Source organism: Pseudomonas sp. GW821-FHT01C01 (assembly GCF_059422645.1).
In genome coordinates, this window is sequence record NZ_JBWKXF010000066.1 from 1 (window position 1) to 23,485 (window position 23,485).

Annotated in this window: 22 protein-coding genes; 9 read left to right on the plus strand and 13 right to left on the minus strand. The window is 58.5% G+C overall.

Features of this window, described 5'->3' with window-relative positions:
• Positions 1-142 precede the first annotated feature (142 nt).
• Both htpX and AC07XF_RS26180 read right to left on the minus strand, forming a co-directional pair.
• The gene (htpX, locus tag AC07XF_RS26175; protein WP_007973520.1) at positions 143-1,033 is read right to left on the minus strand and encodes a protease HtpX; all 891 of its coding nucleotides are present in this window, start codon (positions 1,031-1,033) and stop codon (positions 143-145) included.
• A 317-nt stretch (positions 1,034-1,350) separates the two neighbouring features.
• The gene (locus tag AC07XF_RS26180) at positions 1,351-2,562 is read right to left on the minus strand and encodes a pyridoxal phosphate-dependent aminotransferase (RefSeq protein WP_007983502.1); all 1,212 of its coding nucleotides are present in this window, start codon (positions 2,560-2,562) and stop codon (positions 1,351-1,353) included.
• A gap of 226 nt (positions 2,563-2,788) precedes the next feature.
• Between AC07XF_RS26180 and msrB the strand changes: the two genes are divergently transcribed.
• The 3 genes from msrB (at position 2,789) to AC07XF_RS26195 (ending at position 4,323) form a co-directional block, all read left to right on the plus strand.
• Positions 2,789-3,184, plus strand: coding sequence for a peptide-methionine (R)-S-oxide reductase MsrB (gene msrB, locus AC07XF_RS26185; protein ID WP_495028810.1), 396 nt, complete (start codon positions 2,789-2,791; stop codon positions 3,182-3,184).
• Positions 3,185-3,379: 195 nt separating this feature from the next.
• The gene (locus tag AC07XF_RS26190) at positions 3,380-3,865 is read left to right on the plus strand and encodes a glutathione peroxidase (RefSeq protein WP_007983498.1); all 486 of its coding nucleotides are present in this window, start codon (positions 3,380-3,382) and stop codon (positions 3,863-3,865) included.
• Positions 3,862-4,323 (plus strand): MarR family winged helix-turn-helix transcriptional regulator, encoded by a 462-nt coding sequence (locus tag AC07XF_RS26195; RefSeq protein ID WP_495028811.1) that lies wholly within the window; start codon positions 3,862-3,864, stop codon positions 4,321-4,323. The genes AC07XF_RS26190 and AC07XF_RS26195 overlap by 4 nt, the downstream gene beginning before the upstream one ends.
• Here AC07XF_RS26195 and AC07XF_RS26200 read toward each other — a convergent pair.
• The gene (locus tag AC07XF_RS26200; RefSeq protein WP_495028812.1) at positions 4,307-6,670 is read right to left on the minus strand and encodes a hybrid sensor histidine kinase/response regulator; all 2,364 of its coding nucleotides are present in this window, start codon (positions 6,668-6,670) and stop codon (positions 4,307-4,309) included. The genes AC07XF_RS26195 and AC07XF_RS26200 overlap by 17 nt on opposite strands.
• A gap of 123 nt (positions 6,671-6,793) precedes the next feature.
• On the opposite strand from AC07XF_RS26200, the gene AC07XF_RS26205 reads away from it, so the two are divergent.
• On the plus strand, positions 6,794-7,684 hold the full coding sequence (locus AC07XF_RS26205) for an ATP-binding protein (protein ID WP_495028813.1): 891 nt from the start codon (positions 6,794-6,796) through the stop codon (positions 7,682-7,684).
• Positions 7,681-8,163: a GAF domain-containing protein gene (locus tag AC07XF_RS26210; RefSeq protein WP_495028814.1), complete on the plus strand. Its 483-nt coding sequence runs from the start codon at positions 7,681-7,683 to the stop codon at positions 8,161-8,163. Before AC07XF_RS26205 ends, AC07XF_RS26210 begins: the two co-directional genes overlap by 4 nt.
• On the opposite strand, the gene AC07XF_RS26215 is transcribed toward AC07XF_RS26210, so the two are convergent.
• From AC07XF_RS26215 to AC07XF_RS26250, 8 genes are all read right to left on the minus strand, one after another.
• A complete protein-coding gene (locus AC07XF_RS26215; RefSeq protein ID WP_495028815.1) occupies positions 8,164-11,106 on the minus strand; it encodes an HD domain-containing phosphohydrolase in 2,943 nt (980 codons plus the stop codon).
• 49 nt (positions 11,107-11,155) lie between these two features.
• On the minus strand, positions 11,156-14,797 hold the full coding sequence (locus tag AC07XF_RS26220; RefSeq protein WP_495028816.1) for a transporter substrate-binding domain-containing protein: 3,642 nt from the start codon (positions 14,795-14,797) through the stop codon (positions 11,156-11,158).
• Positions 14,798-14,805: 8 nt separating this feature from the next.
• Positions 14,806-15,432, minus strand: coding sequence for a response regulator (locus AC07XF_RS26225; RefSeq protein ID WP_495028817.1), 627 nt, complete (start codon positions 15,430-15,432; stop codon positions 14,806-14,808).
• A gap of 246 nt (positions 15,433-15,678) precedes the next feature.
• Positions 15,679-16,071 carry a response regulator gene (locus AC07XF_RS26230; protein ID WP_495028818.1) on the minus strand — a complete coding sequence of 131 codons (393 nt, stop codon included), beginning with the start codon at positions 16,069-16,071 and terminating at the stop codon, positions 15,679-15,681.
• 178 nt (positions 16,072-16,249) lie between these two features.
• A complete protein-coding gene (locus AC07XF_RS26235; RefSeq protein ID WP_495028819.1) occupies positions 16,250-17,578 on the minus strand; it encodes a deoxyguanosinetriphosphate triphosphohydrolase in 1,329 nt (442 codons plus the stop codon).
• Positions 17,579-17,812: 234 nt separating this feature from the next.
• On the minus strand, positions 17,813-18,157 hold the full coding sequence (locus tag AC07XF_RS26240; RefSeq protein WP_310054937.1) for a hypothetical protein: 345 nt from the start codon (positions 18,155-18,157) through the stop codon (positions 17,813-17,815).
• A complete protein-coding gene (locus tag AC07XF_RS26245) occupies positions 18,154-18,543 on the minus strand; it encodes a phage holin family protein (RefSeq protein ID WP_495028820.1) in 390 nt (129 codons plus the stop codon). Before AC07XF_RS26245 ends, AC07XF_RS26240 begins: the two co-directional genes overlap by 4 nt.
• A gap of 1 nt (position 18,544) precedes the next feature.
• Positions 18,545-18,859: an ElaB/YgaM/YqjD family protein gene (locus tag AC07XF_RS26250; protein WP_495028821.1), complete on the minus strand. Its 315-nt coding sequence runs from the start codon at positions 18,857-18,859 to the stop codon at positions 18,545-18,547.
• A gap of 328 nt (positions 18,860-19,187) precedes the next feature.
• On the opposite strand from AC07XF_RS26250, the gene AC07XF_RS26255 reads away from it, so the two are divergent.
• From AC07XF_RS26255 to AC07XF_RS26270, 4 genes are all read left to right on the plus strand, one after another.
• Positions 19,188-20,396, plus strand: a complete 1,209-nt coding sequence (locus AC07XF_RS26255; RefSeq protein ID WP_495028822.1) for an ammonium transporter — start codon at positions 19,188-19,190, stop codon at positions 20,394-20,396.
• 104 nt (positions 20,397-20,500) lie between these two features.
• Positions 20,501-20,737: a glutaredoxin family protein gene (locus AC07XF_RS26260; protein WP_007983467.1), complete on the plus strand. Its 237-nt coding sequence runs from the start codon at positions 20,501-20,503 to the stop codon at positions 20,735-20,737.
• Positions 20,738-20,907: 170 nt separating this feature from the next.
• Positions 20,908-21,225 carry a hypothetical protein gene (locus AC07XF_RS26265; RefSeq protein ID WP_007983466.1) on the plus strand — a complete coding sequence of 106 codons (318 nt, stop codon included), beginning with the start codon at positions 20,908-20,910 and terminating at the stop codon, positions 21,223-21,225.
• A gap of 128 nt (positions 21,226-21,353) precedes the next feature.
• On the plus strand, positions 21,354-22,244 hold the full coding sequence (locus AC07XF_RS26270; protein ID WP_495028823.1) for a pseudouridine synthase: 891 nt from the start codon (positions 21,354-21,356) through the stop codon (positions 22,242-22,244).
• A gap of 298 nt (positions 22,245-22,542) precedes the next feature.
• Here AC07XF_RS26270 and AC07XF_RS26275 read toward each other — a convergent pair whose 3' ends face one another.
• Positions 22,543-22,764 (minus strand): YgdI/YgdR family lipoprotein, encoded by a 222-nt coding sequence (locus AC07XF_RS26275; RefSeq protein WP_495028824.1) that lies wholly within the window; start codon positions 22,762-22,764, stop codon positions 22,543-22,545.
• 76 nt (positions 22,765-22,840) lie between these two features.
• Positions 22,841-23,443, minus strand: coding sequence for a molybdenum cofactor guanylyltransferase MobA (mobA, locus tag AC07XF_RS26280; RefSeq protein WP_495028825.1), 603 nt, complete (start codon positions 23,441-23,443; stop codon positions 22,841-22,843).
• Between the last annotated feature and the right edge of the window lie 42 nt (positions 23,444-23,485).

A 23,485-nucleotide genomic window follows, 5' to 3' on the forward strand; every position in this document is an offset into this window, starting at 1 on the left:
GGGCAAGCCCGCTCCCACATTTGACCGCGATCCCCTGTGGGAGCGGGCTTGCCCGCGAAGAGGCCCTGAAAAACACTGAAGCTTTCGAGCAGAATAAAAAAGCCCGCATCGCTGCGGGCCTTTTGCTTTGCTGTGGAGTGTATTAGCCGCGGCGACGAGCCAGAGCGTCGATACGCTCTTCCAGCGGCGGGTGGCTCATGAACATGCGGGCAAACCCTTGCTTGATGCCACCGTTGATGCCGAAGGCGTTCAGGGTGTCGGGCATGTGCACCGGCAGCCCTTGTTCCGCCCGCAGGCGTTGCAGGGCGCCAATCATCGCGGCGGTGCCGGCCAGGTTTGCACCTGCTTCATCGGCGCGGAATTCCCGCTTGCGCGAGAACCACATGACGATGGCGCTGGCCAGGATGCCCAGAACCAGTTCGGCGAAGATGGTCGCCACGTAGTAGGCAATGCCCTGGCCTTCTTCGTTCTTGAAGATCACTTTGTCGACGAAGTTGCCGATGATCCGTGCGAAGAACATCACGAAGGTGTTCACGACGCCCTGGATCAATGCCAGGGTAACCATGTCGCCATTGGCTACGTGGCCGATTTCGTGGGCCAGAACGGCCTTCACTTCATCCGGCGAAAAACGCTCGAGCAAACCCTGGCTGACCGCGACCAGTGCGTCGTTCTTGTTCCAGCCGGTGGCGAAGGCGTTCGCCTCGTAGGCCGGGAAGATACCGACTTCGGGCATCTTGATCCCGGCTTCGCGGGACAGTTGCTCGACGGTTTGCAGCAGCCATTGCTCGTGACGGGTGCGTGGCTGGGTGATGATCTGGGTACTGGTGCTCATCTTCGCCATCCACTTGGAGATGAACAGCGAGAACAGCGAACCGGCGAAACCAAAGACCGCACAGAAAATCAGCAGCTGATTGAGGTTGAGATCAACCCCGTTGGCCGCCATGAACCCGTTGAAGCCGAAAAGGCTCAGGGTGATGCTGGCAATCAGCACGACCGCCAGGTTAGTGGCCAAGAACAGCAGGATGCGCATCATGGTTGTAGAAATCTCCTCAAGCTAAAGATGTAGCGTACTGCGGGGTATATAAGGTGCTGCACCGGGGTATTCAACCGGGTGACTATTTCAAACTGTGTCCTACGGCAACAGTCTAGCTGCTTGCAGGGCATTTCCGACGCGAGTGCGGGAAGTGTTTGTCAGTCAAATAACGTCGAGGGCCCCAGCCTTTGTTAGGCGCGAGCAGGCAAGGCGTTATCCGGCAGGGAGCGAAGCGGCTGCCATCGGTGGAGCGCATGCATGTGTTGCTGAATGAATCTCCGTGCGACGTACGGGAACGTCGCACGGAGACTGGCCGCTTACTGGCGGTAGGACTTGAGGAAGTTGCCAATGCGTCCGATGGCCATGTCCAGGTCATCGACGCGCGGCAGGGTCACGACGCGGAAGTGGTCTGGCCATGGCCAGTTGAATGCAGTGCCTTGAACCACCAACAGCTTCTCGGAGAGCAGCAGGTCGAGGACGAATTTTTCGTCGTTATGGATCGGGCAGACCTTGGGATCGATCCGCGGAAATGCATACAGCGCCCCCATCGGCTTGACGCAGCTTACGCCTGGAATGTCGTTGAGCAACTCCCAGGTGCGGTTGCGTTGTTCCAGCAAGCGGCCCGGCGGCAGCACCAGGTCATTGATGCTCTGATAGCCACCCAGGGCGGTCTGGATTGCGTGCTGGCTCGGCACGTTGGCGCACAGGCGCATGTTCGCCAGCATGTCGATGCCTTCGATGTAGCTCTGGGCGTGGTGTTTCGGGCCGGAAATGGCGATCCAGCCGGAGCGGAAGCCCGCTACGCGATAGGACTTGGACAGACCGTTGAAGGTCAGGCACAGCAGGTCAGGCGCCAGGGAGGCGGTGCAGATGTGCACGGCATCATCGTAGAGGATCTTGTCGTAGATCTCGTCGGAAAACACCACCAGATTGTGCTGGCGGGCCAGTTCCAGCATGCCCAGCAACACTTCCTTCGAGTACACCGCGCCGGTCGGGTTGTTCGGGTTGATGATCACCAGGGCCTTGGTGTTCGGGGTGATCTTGGCCTTGATGTCAGCCAGGTCTGGCCACCAGTTGGCTTGCTCGTCGCACAGGTAATGCACCGGATTGCCACCGGACAGACTCACGGCTGCGGTCCACAACGGATAGTCAGGCGCAGGCACCAGCACTTCGTCGCCATTGTTGAGCAGGGCCTGCATCGACATCACGATCAGTTCGGAAACGCCGTTGCCCAGGTAGATGTCTTCAATGCCGACGCCTTCTACCTGCTTTTGCTGGTAATACTGCATCACGGCCTTGCGCGCACTGAACAGGCCCTTGGAATCGCTATAGCCCTGGGCTGTCGGCAGGTTGCGGATCACGTCCTGGAGGATTTCATCCGGCGCTTCGAAACCAAAAGGCGCCGGGTTGCCGATGTTCAGCTTGAGGATGCGATGGCCTTCCTCTTCCAGGCGTTTGGCGTGCTTGAGCACCGGGCCGCGAATGTCGTAGCAGACGTTGGCGAGCTTGTTCGATTTGCTGACCTGCATGGCGATGTGTTCCCGAAAATGAACGATCCAGACGGCATTTGGACAACCGTGCTGGGAATCCTGCGTATTCACACAGGCCTGACGCCTTGAGATGCAGCACCCATTTTTCCGTTTGAATGCGCGTGGTCTGGCTGCCAGACTGGCGTTTGACGAGGCGCAATCATACGTGCCGCCCGATCCGTGGAAAAGGTACAGATCGGGCTTTTTCAGCCGCTGAGGTGTGATGATGGAAAAGTTGGAAAAAACCCTGGAAGAATGGAAGGCGATGCTCGATCCAGAGCAGTACAACGTATGTCGCCTCAAAGGCACCGAACGACCGTTTTCCGGTAAATACAACACCACCAAAACCGACGGTGTCTACCACTGCATCTGCTGTAACGAGCCGCTGTTCGACTCCAGGACCAAGTTCGATTCCGGCTGCGGCTGGCCGAGCTTCTATGCGCCGATCGGCGACAGCGCCATGACCGAGATCCGTGATGTCAGCCACGGCATGATCCGCACCGAAGTGGTCTGCGCCAAATGCGATGCGCACCTGGGGCATGTCTTCCCGGATGGCCCACCGCCGACCGGTCTGCGTTATTGCATCAACTCGGTGTGCCTGGACCTGGTGCCCCGCGAGTAATGCGAGCCCTGTAGGAGCGAGCTTGCTCGCGATGGACCAGAGAACAACTCGGAGCACCAGGCTTCCCGCGTTATCGTTGACGACCATCGCGAGCAAGCTCGCTCCTACAGTGGATTGCCGTTCGATAATTTAAATTGCACACAATTCAATTGCTCGCTATGTTTGGCTCAACTTCCCGAATCCGGAGCTTTCATCATGAGCGACAACCTGCTGAGTATCCCTTGCACCACGATCAAGGGTGAGCAAAAGACCCTGGCGGATTTCGCCGGCAAAGCCGTGCTGGTGGTCAACACGGCCAGCAAATGCGGTTTCACTCCGCAGTACAAAGGCCTGGAAGAACTGTGGCAGACCTACAAGGACCAGGGCCTGGTGGTGCTCGGTTTTCCCTGCAACCAGTTCGGCAAACAAGAGCCGGGCAACGAAGGGGCGATATCCGAATTCTGCGAGCTGAACTTCGGAGTCAGCTTCCCGCTGTTCAAAAAGATCGAGGTCAATGGTGCCGACGCCCATCCGCTGTTCGTGCAACTGAAAAAGCGCGCACCGGGTGTGCTGGGTTCCCAGGGCATCAAGTGGAACTTCACCAAGTTCCTGATCGGCAAGGACGGGCAACTGGTCAAGCGCTTCGCTCCGGCGACCAAGCCGCAGGATCTGACCCGCGAGATCGAAGCCCTGCTCAAATGAACACCTTGTCAGTCGATTCCCTGAAGCTCGACAGCCAGCTGTGTTTCAAGCTGTATGCTGCTTCCCGGGCGGTGATTCGCGCCTACAAGCCAATGCTCGATCAGTTGGGCCTGACTTACCCTCAGTACCTGGCGATGCTGGTGCTGTGGGAGTGGCAGGAAGCCGCCCCGGAGCAACCGACCGTCAAGGCATTGGGCGAGCGCCTGGCTCTCGATTCCGGCACGCTGACACCGTTGCTCAAGCGCCTCGAACAACTGCAACTGGTGCAGCGCCAGCGTTCGGCGCGCGATGAGCGTGAAGTGCATCTGAGCCTGTCGCCAACCGGCATGGCCTTGCGCGATCAGGTCGGGCCACTCAAGGCGCGACTGTTGTGCGACAGCGGGGTCGATCTGAATCGTCTCAACGACTTGCGCGACGGTCTCGATCACCTGTTGGGACAGATCAAGGCGCTGTCGTAGCGGGGATCCACAAGTCCAGCAAGGTGGCCAGTTCTTCTCGCCGGAAGGGTTTGGCCAGGTAGTCGCTCATGCCCGCGGCACGACAGCGTTCGCGCTCTTCCGACATGGCGTTGGCCGTCAGGGCGACGATGGGCAGTTGCGGCCAGCGTCCGCTGCGGCGGATTTGCCGGCTGGCTTCATAGCCGTCCATCACTGGCATGTTGCAGTCCATCAGCACCAGGTCGAATTCCCGTTGCTCAAGTTGATCCAGGGCCTCGCCACCATGAGCCGCGGTGGTGACTTCGCAGCCGAGTTTGCCGAGCATGCCCTTGGCTACCAGCTGGTTGACCGGATTATCTTCCACCAGCAGCACACGCCCGCGGCGTAGCGGGGATTGCGTATCGAGCCGGACATCGTTGATCGGGTGGGTTTCCGGTTGCAGGATCCGCCGCAACATCTGATACAGCGTATTGCGTGCCAAGGGACGTGCCTGTTGTTGCAAGGGGGCGAGGGCGTTCACCTCTTCGCTGGGCATGAAATTGCCATAAGCGGTGATCAACAGGATCGGCGCGCTGAGGGCGGGGCGCAAATTGAACAGGCATTCGGGGCAGTCGGTGATGAGCACGTCGGCTGCCAGGCCAAGCAGTGAGTCATCCATGGAGCGCCGTTCATAGTCCAGCCCCCAGCCAGGCAGCAGACCGTTGAGCAATTCGCCCAGCCCGCTGCTGGCGGCAGTGATGGCAATGACTTTGCCCTTGAGCAAAACAGCAGGCATGGCACGGGTATGGACAGGCAATGGCAAATCCGCGCAGAACTGGCTGCCAAACCCCGGCTCGGAGCTGATTGTCAGGCGCCCTTGCATGGCCTCGCAAAGGTTGTAGGTCAGGGCCAGGCCCAACCCGGTGCCACCAAATTGGCGGGTAATACCGACGCCGGCCTGGGTGAAAGGCTGGAAGATTTTGACCTGGGCATCCTGAGGGATGCCGATGCCGGTGTCGCAGACTTCTATTCTGACGCCGTCCGCGAACGTCGACAGGCGCACATCGACACGTCCGAAACGGGTGAACTTGAGAGCGTTGGACAGCAAATTGCTGACGATCTGTCGCACCCGGGTCGGATCGCCGAGCACCAGGGCCGGGAAGTGCGGATCGATCAGGCAGGTCAATTCGACGCTGGGGGCGGCGTTCTGCGACAACAGGTTGGCGGTGTCTTCGATCAGCGAGCCGAGGTCGAAGGGAATGTGCTCGAGTTCGAGTTGACCGGCATCGAACTTCGACAAGTCGAGAATATCGTTGAGCAATTCCACCAGCACTTTGCCCGAGTCATGGGCGATGGACAGCTGCTGCTGTTGTTCGGCGTTCAGCGGTCCGTCAAGGGACAGCGCGATCATCCCGAGCAAGCCATTGAGGGGCGTACGGATTTCATGGCTCATGTTGGCCAGGAACACCGAGCGGGCTTCGGCCATGTCCAGGGCGGTACTGCGGGCGGCTTCCAGTTCCTCGTTGGATTGGCTCAGCCGGGCATTGATCGCCTTGAGTTCGGCAGTGCGGGCCGAGACGATATTTTCCAGTTGACCGAGATACTCGGTCAGGCGGTTTTCCGCGTTGCGTCGCTGCTGGATTTCGGTGGCGGTGTTTTTGAATTGCTGGTTGGCAACCTTGACCAGCACGCCGATCTCATCGTTGGCGTGCCCGGTGGGACATTCCAGTGAGGTCGGCTCGGTACTGCTCGGGTCGCGACCGCTGAGTTCACGGATGACCCGCACCAGGGGTTTGGTCAGCATCACGTAGAACAACGCCAGCAGGATGCCGGACAGCAGCAGGCTGCGCGCGAAGCCATTGAGCAGGGTCACTTCGGCCCGGCGCAGGAACCGGTTGCCGAAGGCGTAAGTGTCGACGTTCAGCCGAAGCGTACCCAGGGATTCGTTGGGTAAATGATCCAGGTAAAGTCGGTCTTCGAACTGTCGATTGGCGTCGAACAGGAAGTCACTGAGCATCCGGTATCCGTTTTGCGCACCGGGTCGCTTGACGCTGGCCAGCACAGTGCCGTTGTTGTCGGTCAGTTTCGCGCCAATGATCGCTGGCGAGCGCAGCAGGCCCAGGGTCAGTTCCTTGGCGAGTTCGGCGTCGATGTTGTAGGCGATTCGCGAGGCCGGGTTGTGGCTGATTTCCAGTAATGAAAGGATTTCACGATTGATGGAGGCGTCTTCACTGGCATAATCGATGCCTATTTGCAGCAGGCTGAGCAGCGTGCCCAGAATGAAACCGACCAGCACGGTAAGCCGGGCTTGCTTGAACGACAGCCGGTTGGTGAATTTGATATCCATGGGGGGTTGAACCACTTCCGTTTCCTTTCGCTGCTCAAGCATAGTCGATCATGCCAGCCTATTGATGTTCACGCGGGGCCTGTATCGCGGGGGCAGCCACTTGTCTGACGCTGTATTTCGTCGCTGTATCACCATCATTACTGTGAACGTGCCTGAGGAGAAGTCGTGGATTCCCGATTGAATGCTTTTCTTGAACGCGCCGATGCCGTTCTGGCCCGTATCGAGCCGTTGCTGCCGGCGCCCCGGCCAGCCATCGACTGGACGCAATGCCTGGCCGCGCGCTGGCAGCGTGAGTCGCGCGGCGGTTATCTGTTGCCGCTGGAGGTCAGCCTCGACATGCGTTTGTCGGACCTGATCGGCGTCGATCGGCAAGTCGAGCAGCTTGGGCGCAATACCCGACAGTTCCTCGACGGTATGCCCGCCAACCACGCCTTGCTCTGGGGCTCGCGCGGCACCGGCAAGTCATCGCTGGTGCGCGCCTTGTTGGCCGAGCACGCTCAAGCCGGTTTGCGCCTGATCGAGATTGAGCGTGATCACCTGGCAGACCTGCCGCGAGTGGTCGAACAGATCGCCAAACTGCCCCAGCGTTTCGTGCTGTTTTGCGATGACCTCTCGTTCGAGTCGGGCGAGGGCGAATACCGGGTACTCAAAAGCGTCCTCGATGGCTCGCTGGAACAGGCGCCGGACAACGTTTTGCTGTACGCCACGTCCAACCGTCGCCACCTGGTGCCGGAAAAGGAAAGTGATAACGAAAACTGGAAGCGGGTCGACGGCGAACTGCATCCCAGCGAAGCGGTGGAAGACAAGATTGCGTTGTCGGATCGCTTCGGCCTGTGGCTGTCGTTCTATCCGTTTACCCAGGAACACTTCCTCAACGTCGTCGAGCACTGGATCGGCCAGTTGGCCGGCAAGGCCGGACTGGCGTGGCAGCGAAGCGAAGAGCTGGACATTCTGGCGGTACGCTGGGCCACCGGCCGAGGCAATCGCAATGGACGTTGCGCCTATCAATTTGCCCGTTATTGGGTCGGGCTGAAACTGTTGGAGCACAAGGCATGATCGATTTACAAAAGAGCGGCCAGGGCCTCGAAGGCTACGGCATGCTGCACGCGCAACTGGAGTCATTGCTGGCGGACGAGCGGGATTTCATTGCCAATGCCGCGCAGTTCTCGGCGTTTCTGTTCAATCAACTCGATGATTTGAACTGGGCCGGTTTCTACTTCAACCGCAATGAAGAACTGGTGTTGGGCCCGTTTCAGGGGCAGATCGCTTGCGTGCGGATTCCGTTCGGTCGCGGCGTATGCGGGACAGCGGCAGCCACCTTGCAGACTCAACGGGTCGAAGATGTGCACGCGTTCCCCGGTCACATTGCCTGCGACAGCGCCTCGAACAGCGAACTGGTGGTGCCACTGGTCAAGGGCGGTCGCTTGATTGGCGTGCTCGATCTCGACAGTCCGAAGCTCGCGCGCTTCACCGCACAGGACCAGGCCGGAATCGAACGACTGGCGGCGATTTTCCTGCGGCTGACCGACTGCTGATCAAGACGCCAGGCCTGCCTTGGCCAGCAGGCCCGACGCGTCCACCGCATCGATCTGCTGGGGATCGAGGAAGCGCCTGGCGTACTGCAAATAGATCTGTGCCTTGATGAACAGCCGGAAAAGCTCCGGGTCGATGTGGGCATCACGGCACATGAACGCCATGATGCCCAGCGCCTCGCTCAAGGTCTTGGCCTTTTTGTAGGGGCGGTCGGCGGCCGTCAGCGCTTCGAAAATGTCGGCTATCGCCATCATCCGCGCCGGCAGGCTCATGTCTTCTCGCTTCAAGCGTTTCGGATAACCACTGCCGTCCATTTTTTCGTGATGCCCGCCGGCTATTTCCGCGACGCTGCGCAAGTGCCCGGGGAACGGCAGGTGGTTGAGCATCAGAATCGTCTGAACGATGTGGTTATTGATGACATAACGCTCTTCGCTCGTCAGGGTGCCCCGGACAATGCTCAGGTTGTACAGCTCGCCCCGATTGTATTTGTGCGGCGGCACGTCGAGTTTGAAGCCCCAGGGATTGTCCGGCGGGATCACTTCGCTTTCGCCGCGTTCGAACAGGTGCTCGGATTTGTCCGCCAGTAATGGTTCGCTGACGGGCAGGGTGGGGGCAGGCGTCCGGGCCTGGCGTCGGTTTTCTTCCCAGGACACGCCCAGCCGGTCATCCAGGGTCCGGGTCCAGGTGCGTTCAGCCAGGCTGCGCAGGCGTTGCAAATCGGCGTCGGCCATGGCTTCGCCACCGAGATTGCAGCGGGCTACGAAGGCGTAATCATCATCCAGCCCGGCCAGGCTGGCATTGCGCAGTTCTGCCAGCGGCTGCTCGTCACCGCCCAGGGCAATGGCTTGCCAGTAGCTGATCCAGACATCGCGCTTGAGTACCTCAAAGCGGGTACGGATTTCGTGGATGCGATCGGTCAGGGTTTCCAGTTTCGTGGCTTTGTCGACGACGTATTCCGGCGTGGTGACCTTGCCGCAATCGTGCAGCCAGGCGGCGATGTGCAGTGCCTCCCACTCATCATCGGTCGGCTGATAGGCGCTGAAGGCAGGCTCCTGGCTGGCTGCCGCCGCTTGGGCAAGCATCAGGGTCAGTTCCGGCACGCGTTGGCAATGACCACCGGTGTAGGGGCTTTTGGCGTCGATGGCACCGGCCAGCAGTTGAATGAAGGCGTCCAGCAGCTGTTTTTGCCGGGCTTGCAGGCGCTGGCTTTCGATGCACACGGCAGCTGCGCCGGACACCGCCTGGAGAAACGCAATGCGGTCCGGCCGCAGTTTGTCCAGATCGCTCTGCTCGCCGCTGTCGGCTAACAGCAACACCAGCAGGCCCACGGTTTCGTTGTGACGATTGTGCAGGCGGATTCCGATCAGATGGACCCGAGGACTTTTCAACGCAAGCAAGACTTTTTGCAGATCAGCCGCCTGCTCGAAACCCAGGTTGCTGACGGCATTATCGACACTTGCCAACTGTTGCAGCCATGGGGGGCTCTGCGGATTATCGAGCGAGTGTCCGCGGATGTCGAAAGATTGCAGGTTTTCGGTGGTGTTATTGATGACCAGTCCATGGGGCTCCATGTGCTCGCCATCACCTTCGCGCAGATAGATCAGGCCGGCCTGGGCCTGACCGATTTTCACGGTTTCAAACAGCACCCGTTCCAGCAACGGGGCGAAACGGGTTTCGGCGCTGAGGCTGTCAGTGATCCGGAAGAAGCTCGCCAGCGTGTCTTTCATCCGTGCCATCGACACACTCAGTTGGTCGACTTCGAGCACCGGCGAGCGACGGGAAAGCGGAAAATTGAAATCGAAACTGCGAATCGCATCGGCCTCCTGCACCAGGGCGCGCAAGGGTTTGACCAGGACTCTGGAGGTCAGCCAACCGAGCGGCACACATAACAGCAGGGTTGCCAGGGTAATGAGCGCACCTTGCCAGCGCATCCGGTAAGCGTCGACGAGCAACTCGTCTTCCGGAACCAGCAGAGCCAGTTGCAGGCCTTGGGGGCCGCCTTCCTGCATGCTGCTGCGAGCCACGATCCACTGCCGGCCGCTGGCGTTCAGGCGACGGCCTTGCGGCGGATTATTGAGCAATGCACCCAGGCTGGGGCTGAGGTTTGCCGCCTTGATCAGGCGGGAAGTCTGATCATCGATGATCAGCCGGCGGCTGTCGGGGTAGGCAATGGCATTGCCTTGGGCATCGAATAGCACGATTTCGGTATTGGGGGTCACGACGTGTTTGGCCAGGGTCGCGCTGAGTTCATCCAGGGTCAGGTCGGCGCCCATGATTGCCTTGTCGCCGCTGTGTCGGGCCAGCGTCGTGCCAATGTCGTGGGTGGAAAAAAAGATATAGGGTTCAGTGGTGATCTGGTCGTTGTCGCCGCGGGCACTGGTAAACCAGGCACGGTTGCGTGGGTCGTACGTGTCGTTCAGGTTTTCCTGACGGCTGACAAGCGCCAGGTTCCGGTCGAAAAACAAAGACTGGGAGTGGGCCTGGCCGCTGCTGTGCTCGATGCTCCAGACCTGGTAAGCCGCCGTGTCCGGGGCCTTGACCTGGGCTTTGACCTCCGGGTTACGCAGCGGGCGGACCATGAAAAAGTCACCATTGTCGTAGCCCAGGTACAGCGAAGCCAGATCGGGGTTGTCCTTGAGTGCCTGGCTGAACGGTTCGAGTAATGCCAGGCGTTGTTCCAGATCGGTGGACTGGCCCGCCGGATTGAGTGCCAGCAGACTCAACAGATGACGAATGGGTTCATAGGTTTCGTGCAGGTCCAGCCGGACATCCTGCTCAATGCGGTTGAAGAGTTTTTCACTGCTGGACAGTATGATTTGTGTGGTTTGTCGATAGTTGAAAAGGCCCAGCACCACCCCGGTCAGCAATAACAAAAAGGTGAACATCACGCTGATATGGATATGCAGGGGAAACCGGCGTGGATCCGTACGCAGTGGGTCAGGCATTGCGGGTTTCTCCAGGATGGTCAACACGCTGCTGAGGGTCCAAGCATAGTTAAGGCTCTGTCATTTTGCTTTCGTCGCAATGCTCGATCTGACGTAGTAACGCGTGCTCCAGCTCAAGCATGGCGCACTCCATGGTTTTGCAGCATCCAGCCACTTTTTCGCGATCGGAATCCTCAAGGCAGGCTGCTTCGAGCGCCTCGCAGCGGTCGATCAAGCGAAAGGCCTGCACTATCCGGGCCGCGCCTTTGATTTTGTGGGCAATGTCCTGCAACGCCCGGGTATCCCCGGAGTGGGATAGCGACAGCAGCGTTTGCAGGTCCTGGCGGTTGCTGCTCACCAACTCATTCAGCAATCGCTGGTTCAAGATCGGGTTGCCCCCGGTCAGCAGTTTCAACCCGTGGAGGCTGAACGCCGGGGTTGCATGGGCTGGTTCAATGCCTTCCATCCATTGACTCAAGGCACCGAGGCTGAGGGGTTTGAACAGGCAGTCGTCCATTCCGGCTTGTTTGCAGCGTTGTATTTCTTCCGGTTGTGCGTTGGCGGTAAACCCGAGAACGGTGCAGGGAGGACGATGGTTATGTCGTTCATGCTGGCGAATGGCGCGGGCCAGCTCGTAACCGTTCATGACCGGCATGTTGCAGTCGGCGATCACCAGATCAAACGGTTGGTCTTTCCACACCTCGAATCCTTCCTTGCCATCGGCCGCGACAGTGAATCGATGGCCAATAAACTCCAGTTGCTGGCAGGTGAGCAGACGGTTGGCCGAGTGATCGTCGACCACCAGAACATTCAATGGGGTTGTGGCGATGACGACTTGCGTTTCGGCAACCTGGGCTGACTGTTGCAGCGGCAACGTTGCCAGTTGCAGTACAACCTGCACTTGAGTGCCGACGCCCGGCTCGCTGTGCAATTGCAGGCTGCCGCCCATCATCTCGCACAGGTTGCGGCTGATCACCAGCCCCAGCCCTGCGCCCCCCCTGGCCGATTGTATGGCGTTGTCGGCCTGGGCAAAGGGTTCGAACAGGCGCTGTTGATCCTGTTCGCTGATCCCGATACCACTGTCGTGAACCTGCACCCGCATTTGCACGCGCTCGGGTTCCGTTGCCGGGTGCAGCTCGACAATGACCCGGACCTGGCCATGCTCGGTAAATTTGATGGCATTGCTGACCAGGTTGGAGAGCACTTGCTTGAAGCGCAAAGGATCCAGCAGCACATCGAAGGTCGGGTTGGCCGAAGAAGACTCCAGCACCAGCTCGAGTTCCTTCTGTCGAGCCAGACCATCGAAAATCCGTACGACCGAGGCCACAAGTTCACCCGGATTGACGCGCTCCGGGCTCAGGCTCAAGCGTCCTGACTCGATTCTGGCGATGTCGAGAATGTCGCCAATCAGTTCCAGCAACCCTTTTGCCGAGTTGTACGCGACATCGATGGCCGGACGCTCCGGGTGCTGATGATCAAGACGCTTGAGTGTCAGTTCGAGCATGCCGATGATCGCGTTCATCGGCGTGCGGATCTCATGGCTCATCGTCGCCAGAAACGTGCTTTTGGCCCGGTTGGCTTTATCGGCGCGTTCTTTCGCGCAACGCAGGTCATCGAGCAGTTGCCGCCGTTCGCTGATGTCGATCCAGCCACCGATAATGCCTTGTACTTTTGCGCTGGAATCCCGATAGGGAAGAATCCAGTGATAGATCGTCAGTTTCCGGCCACCGATATGCAGCTCGCGATCGACAATCAGCGGTCTGCCCTCGGCTACCACGCGCTGGTAGTCGGCCTGGTACTCCCGGGCTTCGAACACATTGCTCATCGATCCCTGCATGACGCTTTTGCCAATGACATCTTCACGTCGGGCGCAGAACGCCTGCAGGTAACTGTCGTTGCAACTTTGCAGTAGCCCCTGGCGATCACGTACGTAAATCGGATGCGGCGTGCCATTGACCAACGATCGCATGAACTCGAATTGATCGTTCAACGCACGCTCGGCGGCCTTGCGCTGCTTGATCTGGCGTCGCATGTAATCGTTCCAAGCAATGGAAATCAGCAGCAACACGCCTGCACCGATGACGATCTGGTAGAACAGTCTTTGATAGTTGCGCCAGGTGTTTTGCGAGGACGCCGAATAGCCGCGCCAGCGGCTGTTGATGATGCCCAGTTCCTCCGGTGAGATGCTCAGTAACGCCTTGTCGAGGATGGCGTTCAACTCTTTGGCGCCTTGGGCTGTGGCAAGGGAAAACGCCGCCTGCTCGGTGCCGATGGTGGTGCTGATTTGCAATGTGTGCTCGAAGAGCCGTGACGAAATGAAGTAGTTGGCAATGATCAGTGAGTTCACGGCGCCGTCGGCCTGACCTTCGGCAAGCATCTCTACGGCGCTGAAGGTGTCCTGGGTTTCGATCAACCTGATCCGGGGAAACTCTCGGCGCAGGTAATCCATGAGTGGATTGCCTCGGGCAATTGCCAGGCGCTTGTCCTGCAACTGCACGAGATTGGCCGGGCTGTCGGCGGCTTTGCGGGTCAGCAGGACGAATGAGTTTTCCAGAAAGGGGCGGGTAAAGTTCAGTTGGGTCTGACGTTGGGCGCTGGGGAGCAGTGCGGCGATCACATCGGCCTTGTTGTTCTTGATCTGTTCGATCATCTCGTCATCGTTTCGACTGCGCCGGATGTCAAAGCGCAAGCCGGTGCGCAGCCTGATCAGTTCAAGCAAATCAGCGGTGACCCCGCGAAAGTTGCCATTGCTGTCGAAAAACGTCAGTGGCGCAAAGGCTTCGTTGACGACGACGCGCACGATCGGATGGTGTGTCAGCCAGCGTTCTTCCCGGTCAGTGAGTTGCAGCTTTTGATCGGTCAGCAGAATGTCGCTACCGGCGCTCCAGCGTTTAGCGATGTTTTCTCGTTCACTGGAGGGGATGGCCCTGATCATCGCATTGATGATGCCGAGCAGTTCGGGGTTGTTCCTGTTCACGGCAAAGCTGAAACCATGGGCTTCATGTTTGCCGAAGTTGGCCATGCGGATGTTGTTCAAGTACCCCTTGTTGATCATGTAGTGAGTTGAAATGGTGTCACCGAGAAACACGTCCGCCTGGTCGAAAGCAACGGCGTTGATCGCATTCTGGTAGGACGGATAGGAGGTGATGATCGCCTTCGGGTACAACGCCCTGACTTCCGGCAGCGGCAAGTAGTGATACACCATGCTCAAGCGCAATCCGGCCAGGCCATCGGCAAGGGATCGGGTTTCCCCTTCACGGGTCACCAATACGGGTTGGTCGACGGCATAGGGTACGGACAGTGCAATGTCGGCAGTGCCAGCTTCGAATCCATTGGCGGTGCCGAGCAGATCGACTTCGCCGTTTTGCAGCGCCGCGATCGCTGCCCCTCGGGAATCGAAACGCTGAACCGTGACGGGCAAACCGGTTGTTTTTTCCAGAAGGCCGGCGTAATCGGCAGTGAACCCTTCATAGTCCCGACCACTGGTGGTCAGGTCGAAGGGGGGATAGTCCGGGGCCGACGTACCGAGCGTCAGTTGATGTTTGCGTTGTATCCATTGTCGTTGGGATTCATCCAGTCGAACCTCCAGTGCCCCGGCCTTCGAGCGGCTGAGCAGCGTGTAGTGTTCACTGCCCGGTGCGCCGAACAACGAGGTGCTCACGCATAGACCTGCGGTCACTTGAATCAGATAGACCTTCAAACGGCTGGGCATCCGGATTCTCACACTAGCGCATTACGTTTTGCCATCTCGATAAGTTCAACCAGGGATTTGGCTTTGAGTTTCTGCATGAGGCGCTTTTTGTAGGTGCTCACGGTCTTGTTACTCAGAAACATTCCCTTGGCGATTTCCTTGTTCGTGCGACCTTGGGCAAAAAGTTGCAAGACCATCAACTCCCGGTCGTTCACCGATTTGAACAGTTCCAGTTCGATGCAGCGCGTTTCATCTCCGCGGACAGGATTCAAAGTCTCGCTCGGGAAGTAGTTGTAACCTGCAAATACCGCTTTTATGGCGCTGACCAGTTCACTGATGTCCTCTTGTTTGCAGACGTAGCCCGATGCACCGGATTGCATGCAACGAATCCCGAAAAGTGTCGGGCATTGTGCTGTCAGTACCAGTGTTTTAAGGGGAGTGCTCATTGCGTTGAATCGGGATAGCACTTCCAGGCCATCCAGCTTTGGAATGCTGATGTCGAGAATGACCAGGTCCGGCATGCATTCGCGAACCATCTGCATGGCGTCGACCCCATTGTCAGTTTCGCCGACGACTTTGTAACCTTCATGTTCCAGTAACATTCGAACGGCAAGGCGGATAACGGGGTGATCGTCGACAATAAAAACGGAGTTCATAATCAAGTCCCATGCGAGCTCAAATAAAGCGCGCACCTTAGCTCAGATACTTGAAGGGACGCATGAACTGACGGAGCTGTAGCAGCAATATAGGAGAAGTCCTACAGATTAAAAAGAATTGGACTACGTATTAACTAGGTTTTTTATTAGGAAGGCTGAGGAAAGCCAATGTTCAGGTGCGCTTTAAAATGAGGTTGTTTGTAGGTTTTTGGTTGTTTATTGATCGACTGTTGTGTGTGCTTTTTTCTACAGTGGTGCTGAGGTCAACAAGTTTCTAAATTCAGATTGTTTCAATGGTTTTATCAAGTAACCCAATAATGGCAGCCCATGTTCAGCGGCCGCTTTTTCAAGTTCATCCAATTCAGAAGTCGTCAGGCTGCTCAGAATGATCGCTTGTCTGATCAGCCCTCGCTGGCTGGCGAGCCGGACCAGATCGAGTCCTGTCAGATCGGGCAGGCATTGATCGCATAAAAGGACGTCGAACGGTTGGGCAGCCCCGAGCATTTGCTGCATGGCGCCTTTGGCACTGTCGGTGGTCGTCAGTCGATTGAAGCCATAACTTTCCAGCAGGTATTGGGTGGCTATTAGTTGGAAGGGGTGGTCTTCCACCACGAGGATGCGTAGATCGTCTTTGGCCATGGGGCGCACTTCATCTGTCGAACAGAAGGGAGGGCGATTGTTTCGCGAGTGTATCGGGCAAGCGATCAGTTCGCTCGCCATGTGCTGTAGGGCGATTCGACGAAACTTGAGTGTTGTTGGATATTGAAGGGTTGATCAGCCATAACGGATGCCGTAATGGCTGATCAACCGATACACCTCAGTGGCTGCCGCGGCCGGTCATCTCCAGGGCCATGTCACTGGCATAGCTGTCGGTCATGCCGGCGATGAAATCAATCATGCGCAAAAACGAAGTGTGCAATGGGCCGTGAGGATCGGGTGCATTGTTGCCCAGCAGGTCAAGGATACGGCGGCTCTTGAACGACGGGGTACGACCGTTGTGCTGCTCCAGCGCTGCACCGCAAAAGGCGTTGAGCAGGATTTCCAGTGTGGTGTAGGCGCCGATCTCGTGCAGGGTCTTGCGCTTGTCCTGGAAGATTTTCTTGCGAGCCATGTCCTTGGCATTCAACACGCAGCGCTTGGCCGGACCGTGCATGTGTTCCACCAGATCGCCGGGCAGCGTACCGGCCAACAGCGCATCCTGTTGCTCGACAAAGGCGCGGGCCGCAGCATTGGTCAAGTGCTCGATGGCTTTACCACGCAGGATCGCCAGTTTGCGTCGGCGCGAATCGCCAGGACCGAGCTGGCGGTAGGTCTCCGGCAAGTCATCGCCCACCAGGTCCAGCAGCAGGGACTCGACTTCGGCGTATTCCAGCAACTCCATTTCCAGGCCGTCTTCCAGGTCGATCAGCGCATAGCAGATGTCGTCGGCGGCCTCCATCAGGTACACCAGCGGATGCCGTGCCCAGCGTTGCTCCTCCAGTTGCGGCAGGCCGAGCTTATGGGCGATCTGCTCCAGTAGCGGCAGCTCGCTCTGATAACACCCGAACTTGTGTTTTTTGTATCCCAGCGAGTCGGCGTGCTTTGCCGTCCATGGATACTTCAGGTACGTGCCCAGCGTTGCATACGTCAGTCGGGTGCCGCCGTCGAACTGGTGATACTCCAGTTGAGTGAGTACCCGAAAGCCTTGGGCATTGCCTTCGAAGTTCAGGAAGTCATTGCGCTCGGCTTCACTCATTGCGTCCAGCCAGCCACGGCCTGCAGCTTGCTGGAACCAGTGCCGGATCGCGTCCTCACCGGAATGGCCGAAAGGCGGGTTGCCGATGTCGTGCGCCAGGCAGGCCGATTGCACCACCATCCCCAGGTCGCTGGGTTCGCACCAGTCGGGCAGGGCGTTGCGGATGGTTTCGCCGACCCGCATGCCCAGTGAGCGACCCACGCAACTGACTTCCAGTGAGTGAGTCAGGCGCGTATGAATGTGATCATTGCTGGACACCGGATGGACCTGGGTCTTGCGCCCGAGGCGACGGAAAGCCCCCGAGAAAATGATGCGGTCATGGTCTTTGTGAAAAGGACTGCGGCCGAGCTCTTCAGGGCTGTGCAGAGGTTTTCCGAGGCGTTCGCGGGTAAGCAGGGTGTGCCAATCCAAGGCGGGGTCTCTCCGTCAGGTGACTGATGGCCTAGCTTCCCGTTTCGCGTCATGACCTGCAAGCGGAACTACAACCCGGCGGCGTCGATATCGATGAGCAGCAGGCGTTCACCAATGTCGGAAGACTACCCGACGGTCAGGCAGTAATGGTTGCTCGTGGCGTCTCGAGTGGCACCCCTCGATAGAGGGGCGCATCCCGTTGACGCTGCAAGAGCGCAGCCAGAAAGAAACCGTTCAGTCTTTGCGCGAAGAGCCCTGCATGATCAGTTTGATCAGCGGCCCCAGTGTGGTGCCGAGTTGGACCAGCCGGGTCAGGCTGCTGAGGCCACCACCGTTTTTTGCACCCTTGCCGGTCAGAAAGCCCAGCAAGGTGACGGCGGCCACGCCCCAGAGTGGGGCGTGTTTGATGCCGAAGCCGTCCTGCAGGTTTTGCGTCATCCCGCGCACGCGTTGCAAGGGTTGCAGCAGTTGCGCGGATTCGTGGCGGATTTCCTGACGATGCATTTCCATGCGCAGGCGGATCAGGGCCTTGCGCATTTCCGTGCGCGAGCTGTTGTGTGGCAGTTCAGGCAGGCTCATGGCAGCAGGCGCTCCCGATCGTTGGCCAGCTCTTCCAGCGTGCCATTGAAGGGCGAGGACTCATCGAAAATCGCTGCTCTCAAGCGCATTGCGCAGAACAGGGCGGCGAGGGTGTAGAACACACAGAGCCCGATGATGGCGGTCAGGCGATACGTGTCCCAAAACACGATAAGCACCAGCGTCGACAATCCCACCAACAGCAATAACGCAAACACCAGGGCCAGGCCGGCAAACAGCAACAGGCTGACGGTGCGGGCTTTCTGTTCCTGCAATTCGATGCCGAACAGTTCGACATGGCTGTGCAGCAACCCAAGGAAGGCAGCACCCAGGCGCCGCGATGAGGAGCTTGTTCCCGTTACAGACGGGCCGGATTCGCCGATCGACATATCAGCGCCGGCTGGCCAGCAGGCCGATCAGGAAACCCACGCCGGCCGCGATCCCGACGGATTGCCAAGGGTTGGCCTGGACATAGTCTTCAGTGGCGGTGACAGCAGCCTTGCCGCGTTCGCGCAGGGAGTCTTCGGTCAGCTTCAGGGTTTCACGGGCACGCAAGAGACTTTCGTGGATCTGCTCGCGCAACTCGTCGGCCTGATCGCCGGCCAGGGTCGCGGTGTGCTCCAGCAACCGTTCGGTGTCACTGACCAGTGTCTGAAAGTCGTTCATCAGGATTTCTTGAGCAGTCTTTGCCTGGGTGCGGGCCATGGGGGATCTCCATAAGTGGCTTTCTGATGCGTTCGAGTATGAGCCTTCGGCGAAGGTTCAGTACAAATGACTGGTACAACTTTTGCTGTGTCGTGGTGCGCCGGTCCGCACCATCGCGCTATAGCCGGGCATGATTTCAGTAAAACCGTAGGACCAACAATCAAAAACGCGCGTAAACGTTCGGGGCATGTTTTGTCCGGACGCAATCCGTGCGCCAAATCGGTTCAACGAAATCAGTCCGCTGATGCGTCGAAGCCGCAACTTGGTGCATGGATCTTCTTCGCGAACTGCTTTGGTGCTTTTTTCTGCCATAAGGTCTGCCCATCCCATGGAAAACCTGCAAAGCGCTGTGGACACTCTGGTCCATAGCTCCAACACACTGTTCATTCTGATCGGCGCGGTCATGGTTCTGGCCATGCACGCCGGTTTCGCCTTTCTCGAAGTCGGAACCGTGCGACAGAAAAACCAGGTCAATGCGCTGTCGAAAATCCTCAGTGACTTCGCCGTTTCGACACTGGCCTACTTCTTTATAGGCTATTGGATTTCCTATGGCGTGACCTTCTTGCAGCCAGCGGCCGTGCTCAATGCCGACCATGGCTATGGACTGGTGAAGTTTTTCTTCCTGCTGACCTTTGCCGCGGCGATCCCGGCGATCATTTCCGGAGGGATCGCCGAGCGCGCGAGGTTTGTCCCCCAACTGTGTGCGACAGCGTTGATTGTTGCGTTCATCTATCCGTTCTTCGAAGGCATAGTCTGGAACGGCAACCTGGGCCTGCAGGCCTGGTTGCTGGAACGCTTTGGCGCCGGTTTCCATGATTTCGCAGGTTCCGTGGTGGTGCATGCCATGGGTGGTTGGCTGGCGCTGGCGGCGGTGTTGTTGCTCGGGCCGCGTAACGGCCGTTATCGCGACGGACGCCTGGTCGCGTTCGCGCCATCGAGCATCCCGTTTCTGGCGCTGGGCTCGTGGATCCTGATCGTCGGCTGGTTCGGCTTCAACGTCATGAGCGCGCAAACCCTGCAAGGTGTCAGTGGACTGGTGGCGGTGAACTCGCTTATGGCCATGGTCGGCGGTACGGTGGCCGCGCTGATTGTCGGGCGCAACGACCCCGGCTTTCTGCACAACGGCCCGTTGGCGGGGCTCGTGGCAATCTGTGCCGGTTCCGACCTGATGCATCCCGTGGGGGCGCTGGTGACCGGCGCCGTCGCGGGGGCGTTGTTTGTCTGGTGCTTTACCGCAGCCCAAGGCAAATGGCGTATTGACGATGTATTGGGTGTGTGGCCGCTGCATGGCTTGTGCGGCGTATGGGGTGGCATTGCCTGCGGCATCTTCGGCCAGAGTGCCTTGGGCGGCCTGGGTGGGGTCAGCCTGATCAGTCAGTTGATTGGCACTGCGCTGGGCGTGACCGTGGCGCTGGCCGGCGGGTTTGCGGTGTATGGCGTGATCAAGGCGTTGCATGGATTGCGCCTGAGTCAGGAAGAGGAGTATTACGGCGCGGATCTGTCGATTCACAAGATCGGCGCCGTGAGCCAGGACTGATTCAGGTTTCTTCATCGTTGCTGGCATCAGGGCAGGGGCTCAATGGCTCGACGGTTTTTCGGGGCAGGCCTAGAATGATCACTTCAATTTTTGGTTGAGCGCTCATGCTTCCTGAATGTCAGCTGTTCGGCACCCTTGGATGCCATCTATGTGAAGTCGCCGAAGCCATGTTGATGGAGTTTGTCGAGCGCGGTCTGCTGGTGGAACTGGTGGATATCGCTGACAAGGAAACGTGGTTCGCAGCTTACAGCCTGCGTATTCCAGTGCTGCGGCGAGTCGATACCGGCGCTGAACTGGGCTGGCCGTTCAGTGCCGATGAGGTGGTGGCGTTCCTGCGCTAAGCGTTTTTGCGCTGGCGCTATCTCCCGCCTGTCGAACTTTGCGATTGATCCCCTTGGCTTATACGGTGTTGATCGGATACTGTACGCACATACAGTTATTCGCGGTGCCTGCCTGCCGTTGCCGATTTTCGGGAACGGGCGGGCAAGCCCGGGCGTGAGAGGGATGAATCGTGGTCAATGTCGAACAGTTGAAGAGCAGCGTGAACCGGATGTCCGCAGACGTCGTGCACGAGGCCGTCCGTGAGTTGCGTCTGGATGGTTTGGTGACCGAGGGAAAAACGCCCTTCAACAAAACGCATTTCAATACCTGTTTCGCTGAAATCGAAGCCTTGTTTCAACGCGCGGGTTATCACCGGCAACTCGATGTCGTGGGTTATCAGGGATTGTTGTACGCCCTGTATGACCCCGCTCGCTGGGAGGCGGTCGATGTACTGCGCTGGCTCAAGGAGTACACCGAGGCGGCGGCACGCACGCAGATCCCGGCTTGAGGAATCTTAGGGGGCGTTCGCAATTAGTTTTCACGCCGCGCCGGGAAAACTAATTGAGAACGCCCCCCTAGGTTCATTCCCCCTGCTGTTGGATAATGCCGCTCTGCACTGAGGGTTAGAGCTTTCGTATGTCCACTTCTTCTTTTTCCGCGGCACACAGTCAGGCCAGTACGCTCTACCTGCCACCTGGCCCGTGGCAGACCGTTGTCGATTGCCTGTGTGAGCATTTCAGCGCCATCGATCGTGAACAATGGCTGGACAGAATCGCCCGTGGCCGTGTCCTCGATGGACAAGGCCTGCCGATCGCCCTCGATCTGGCCTACAAGGAAGGTTTGCGGATTCATTATTTTCGCGAAGTGCCGGATGAAAAGCCGATCCCGGTGATCGAGTCGATCCTGTACGCGGACGAACATCTGGTGGTGGCCGACAAACCGCACTTTCTGCCTGTGACACCGGCTGGCGAATACGTCGAACAGACGCTGCTGAGGCGCTTGATCCGGCGCCTGGATAATCCGCATCTGGTGCCATTGCATCGCATTGACCGGCATACTGCGGGGCTGGTGCTGTTTTCCGCCAACCCGAAGACTCGTTCGGCTTATCAGTCCTTGTTTCCAACCCGGCAGATCGAAAAACGCTACGAGGCCATCGCACGGGCGTTGCCTGATCTTGCTTTCCCGCTGGTTCATAAAAGCCGACTGGTCGATGGCGAACCGTTCTTCCGCATGCAGGAGGGGCCCGGGGCCAGCAACACCGAGACTGCGGTAGAAGTCAGGGAGAAACAGGGAGATCTCTGGCGTTATGGTCTTTACCCGGTGACGGGCAAGAAACATCAGCTGCGGGTCCATATGGCCGCGTTGGGAGCCGGTATCTGCAACGACCCGTTTTACCCCGAGGTGCTCAAGGATGTGCAGGATGACTACGCCAATCCTTTGAAACTGCTGGCTCAGGGGCTGAAATTTATCGATCCGGTCACGGGCCAGGAGCGAGCGTTCGAGAGTGAAATCACCCTGCAATGGTGATCGAAAAGCGCCCCTGAAGCGCTAATGCCAGTCAGTTAAGCGTTAATGCGGTCTGTAGCAGCTGCCGAGCCCGCGAGGCTGCGTTCGGCTGCGAAGCAGTCGTAAAATCAGTCATTGCGCTACGTCAGGCAGGCCGCGTCAGCTGGACTCACGACTGCTATGCAGCTGAACGCAGCCTCGCGGGCTCGGCAGCTGCTACAAAGGGTGTCTAACTGACTGGCATTACCCTGAAGCGCTGTTCTTCAGACGTGAAAAAGCCCGCATCAAGCGGGCTTTTCTGTATCCGGCGGCGCCAGGATTACAGCTCTTTAACGGTACGAACCTGGTCTTTGTTGATGCGGGTCTGTTTACCATCGAGCTGTTCGAATTCGTAGAAACCGGAATCCTTGTCGAACTGTGGAGTGTCGACGGCCTGGATTTCGCGACCGTCATTCAAGGTGATCACCGTAGGCGACGAGCAACCGGCGAGGGTTGCGAGGCCGAGTGCAAGCATGAAAGTGGCGAGGGTCCGTTGAATCATGAGTGTGTCTCCGAATAAGAATTCTTTGGTTGCTGAACTTGAGACGTACACCGTCCGCGCAAGTTCCTGATCAAAGTCAGTCTGACACAGTGTTATGACCGCTTAACAGTTCCGGCGTGTTCAGGTTGGCCAGCCGAGGGTCTTTGTCGGGGCATTGCAGTGCAGTCGCGCCGAGCTTGTGCATCAACCGGCCAGGGCTGCGCTCACCTTCGCTCCAGGCATTCTCGAACGCCGCCCTGTGTTCCACGGGAATCACGCACAGCAACGGTTCCCAGTGGCCGTCATGCCGCACCATCAGCGGTTTGTCCGGATGCAGGTTGGCGGTTTCGCGCATGTTGCCGATCAGCGCCGCATCAATGCCCGGAACGTCACATGGCAGGACCAACAGGTGAGTGTGGCGAGCAGCTTTCAGGCCTGCGCGAATACCGGCCAGAGGCCCAGGGAAGTCGCCCTCATCATCGTGGACCAACTGGTCGGCATAGGGCCCATACTTTTCAAGGTTGCGATTGCAGGAGATGATCAGGTCATCGGTCAGTGGACGGGTCTTGCGATGCAAGTGTGCAATCAGCGGTTCGCCGTGCCAGTCCAGCAACCCTTTATCCTGACCGCCCATACGTTGGCCGCGACCACCCGCCAGGAGCAGAATGGAGCAGGGTGGCAATTGTGAATTCGTGGTCATGGCAGGTCTCCATGGGAGCGGCGAAAAAACGGAGCGCTGTGA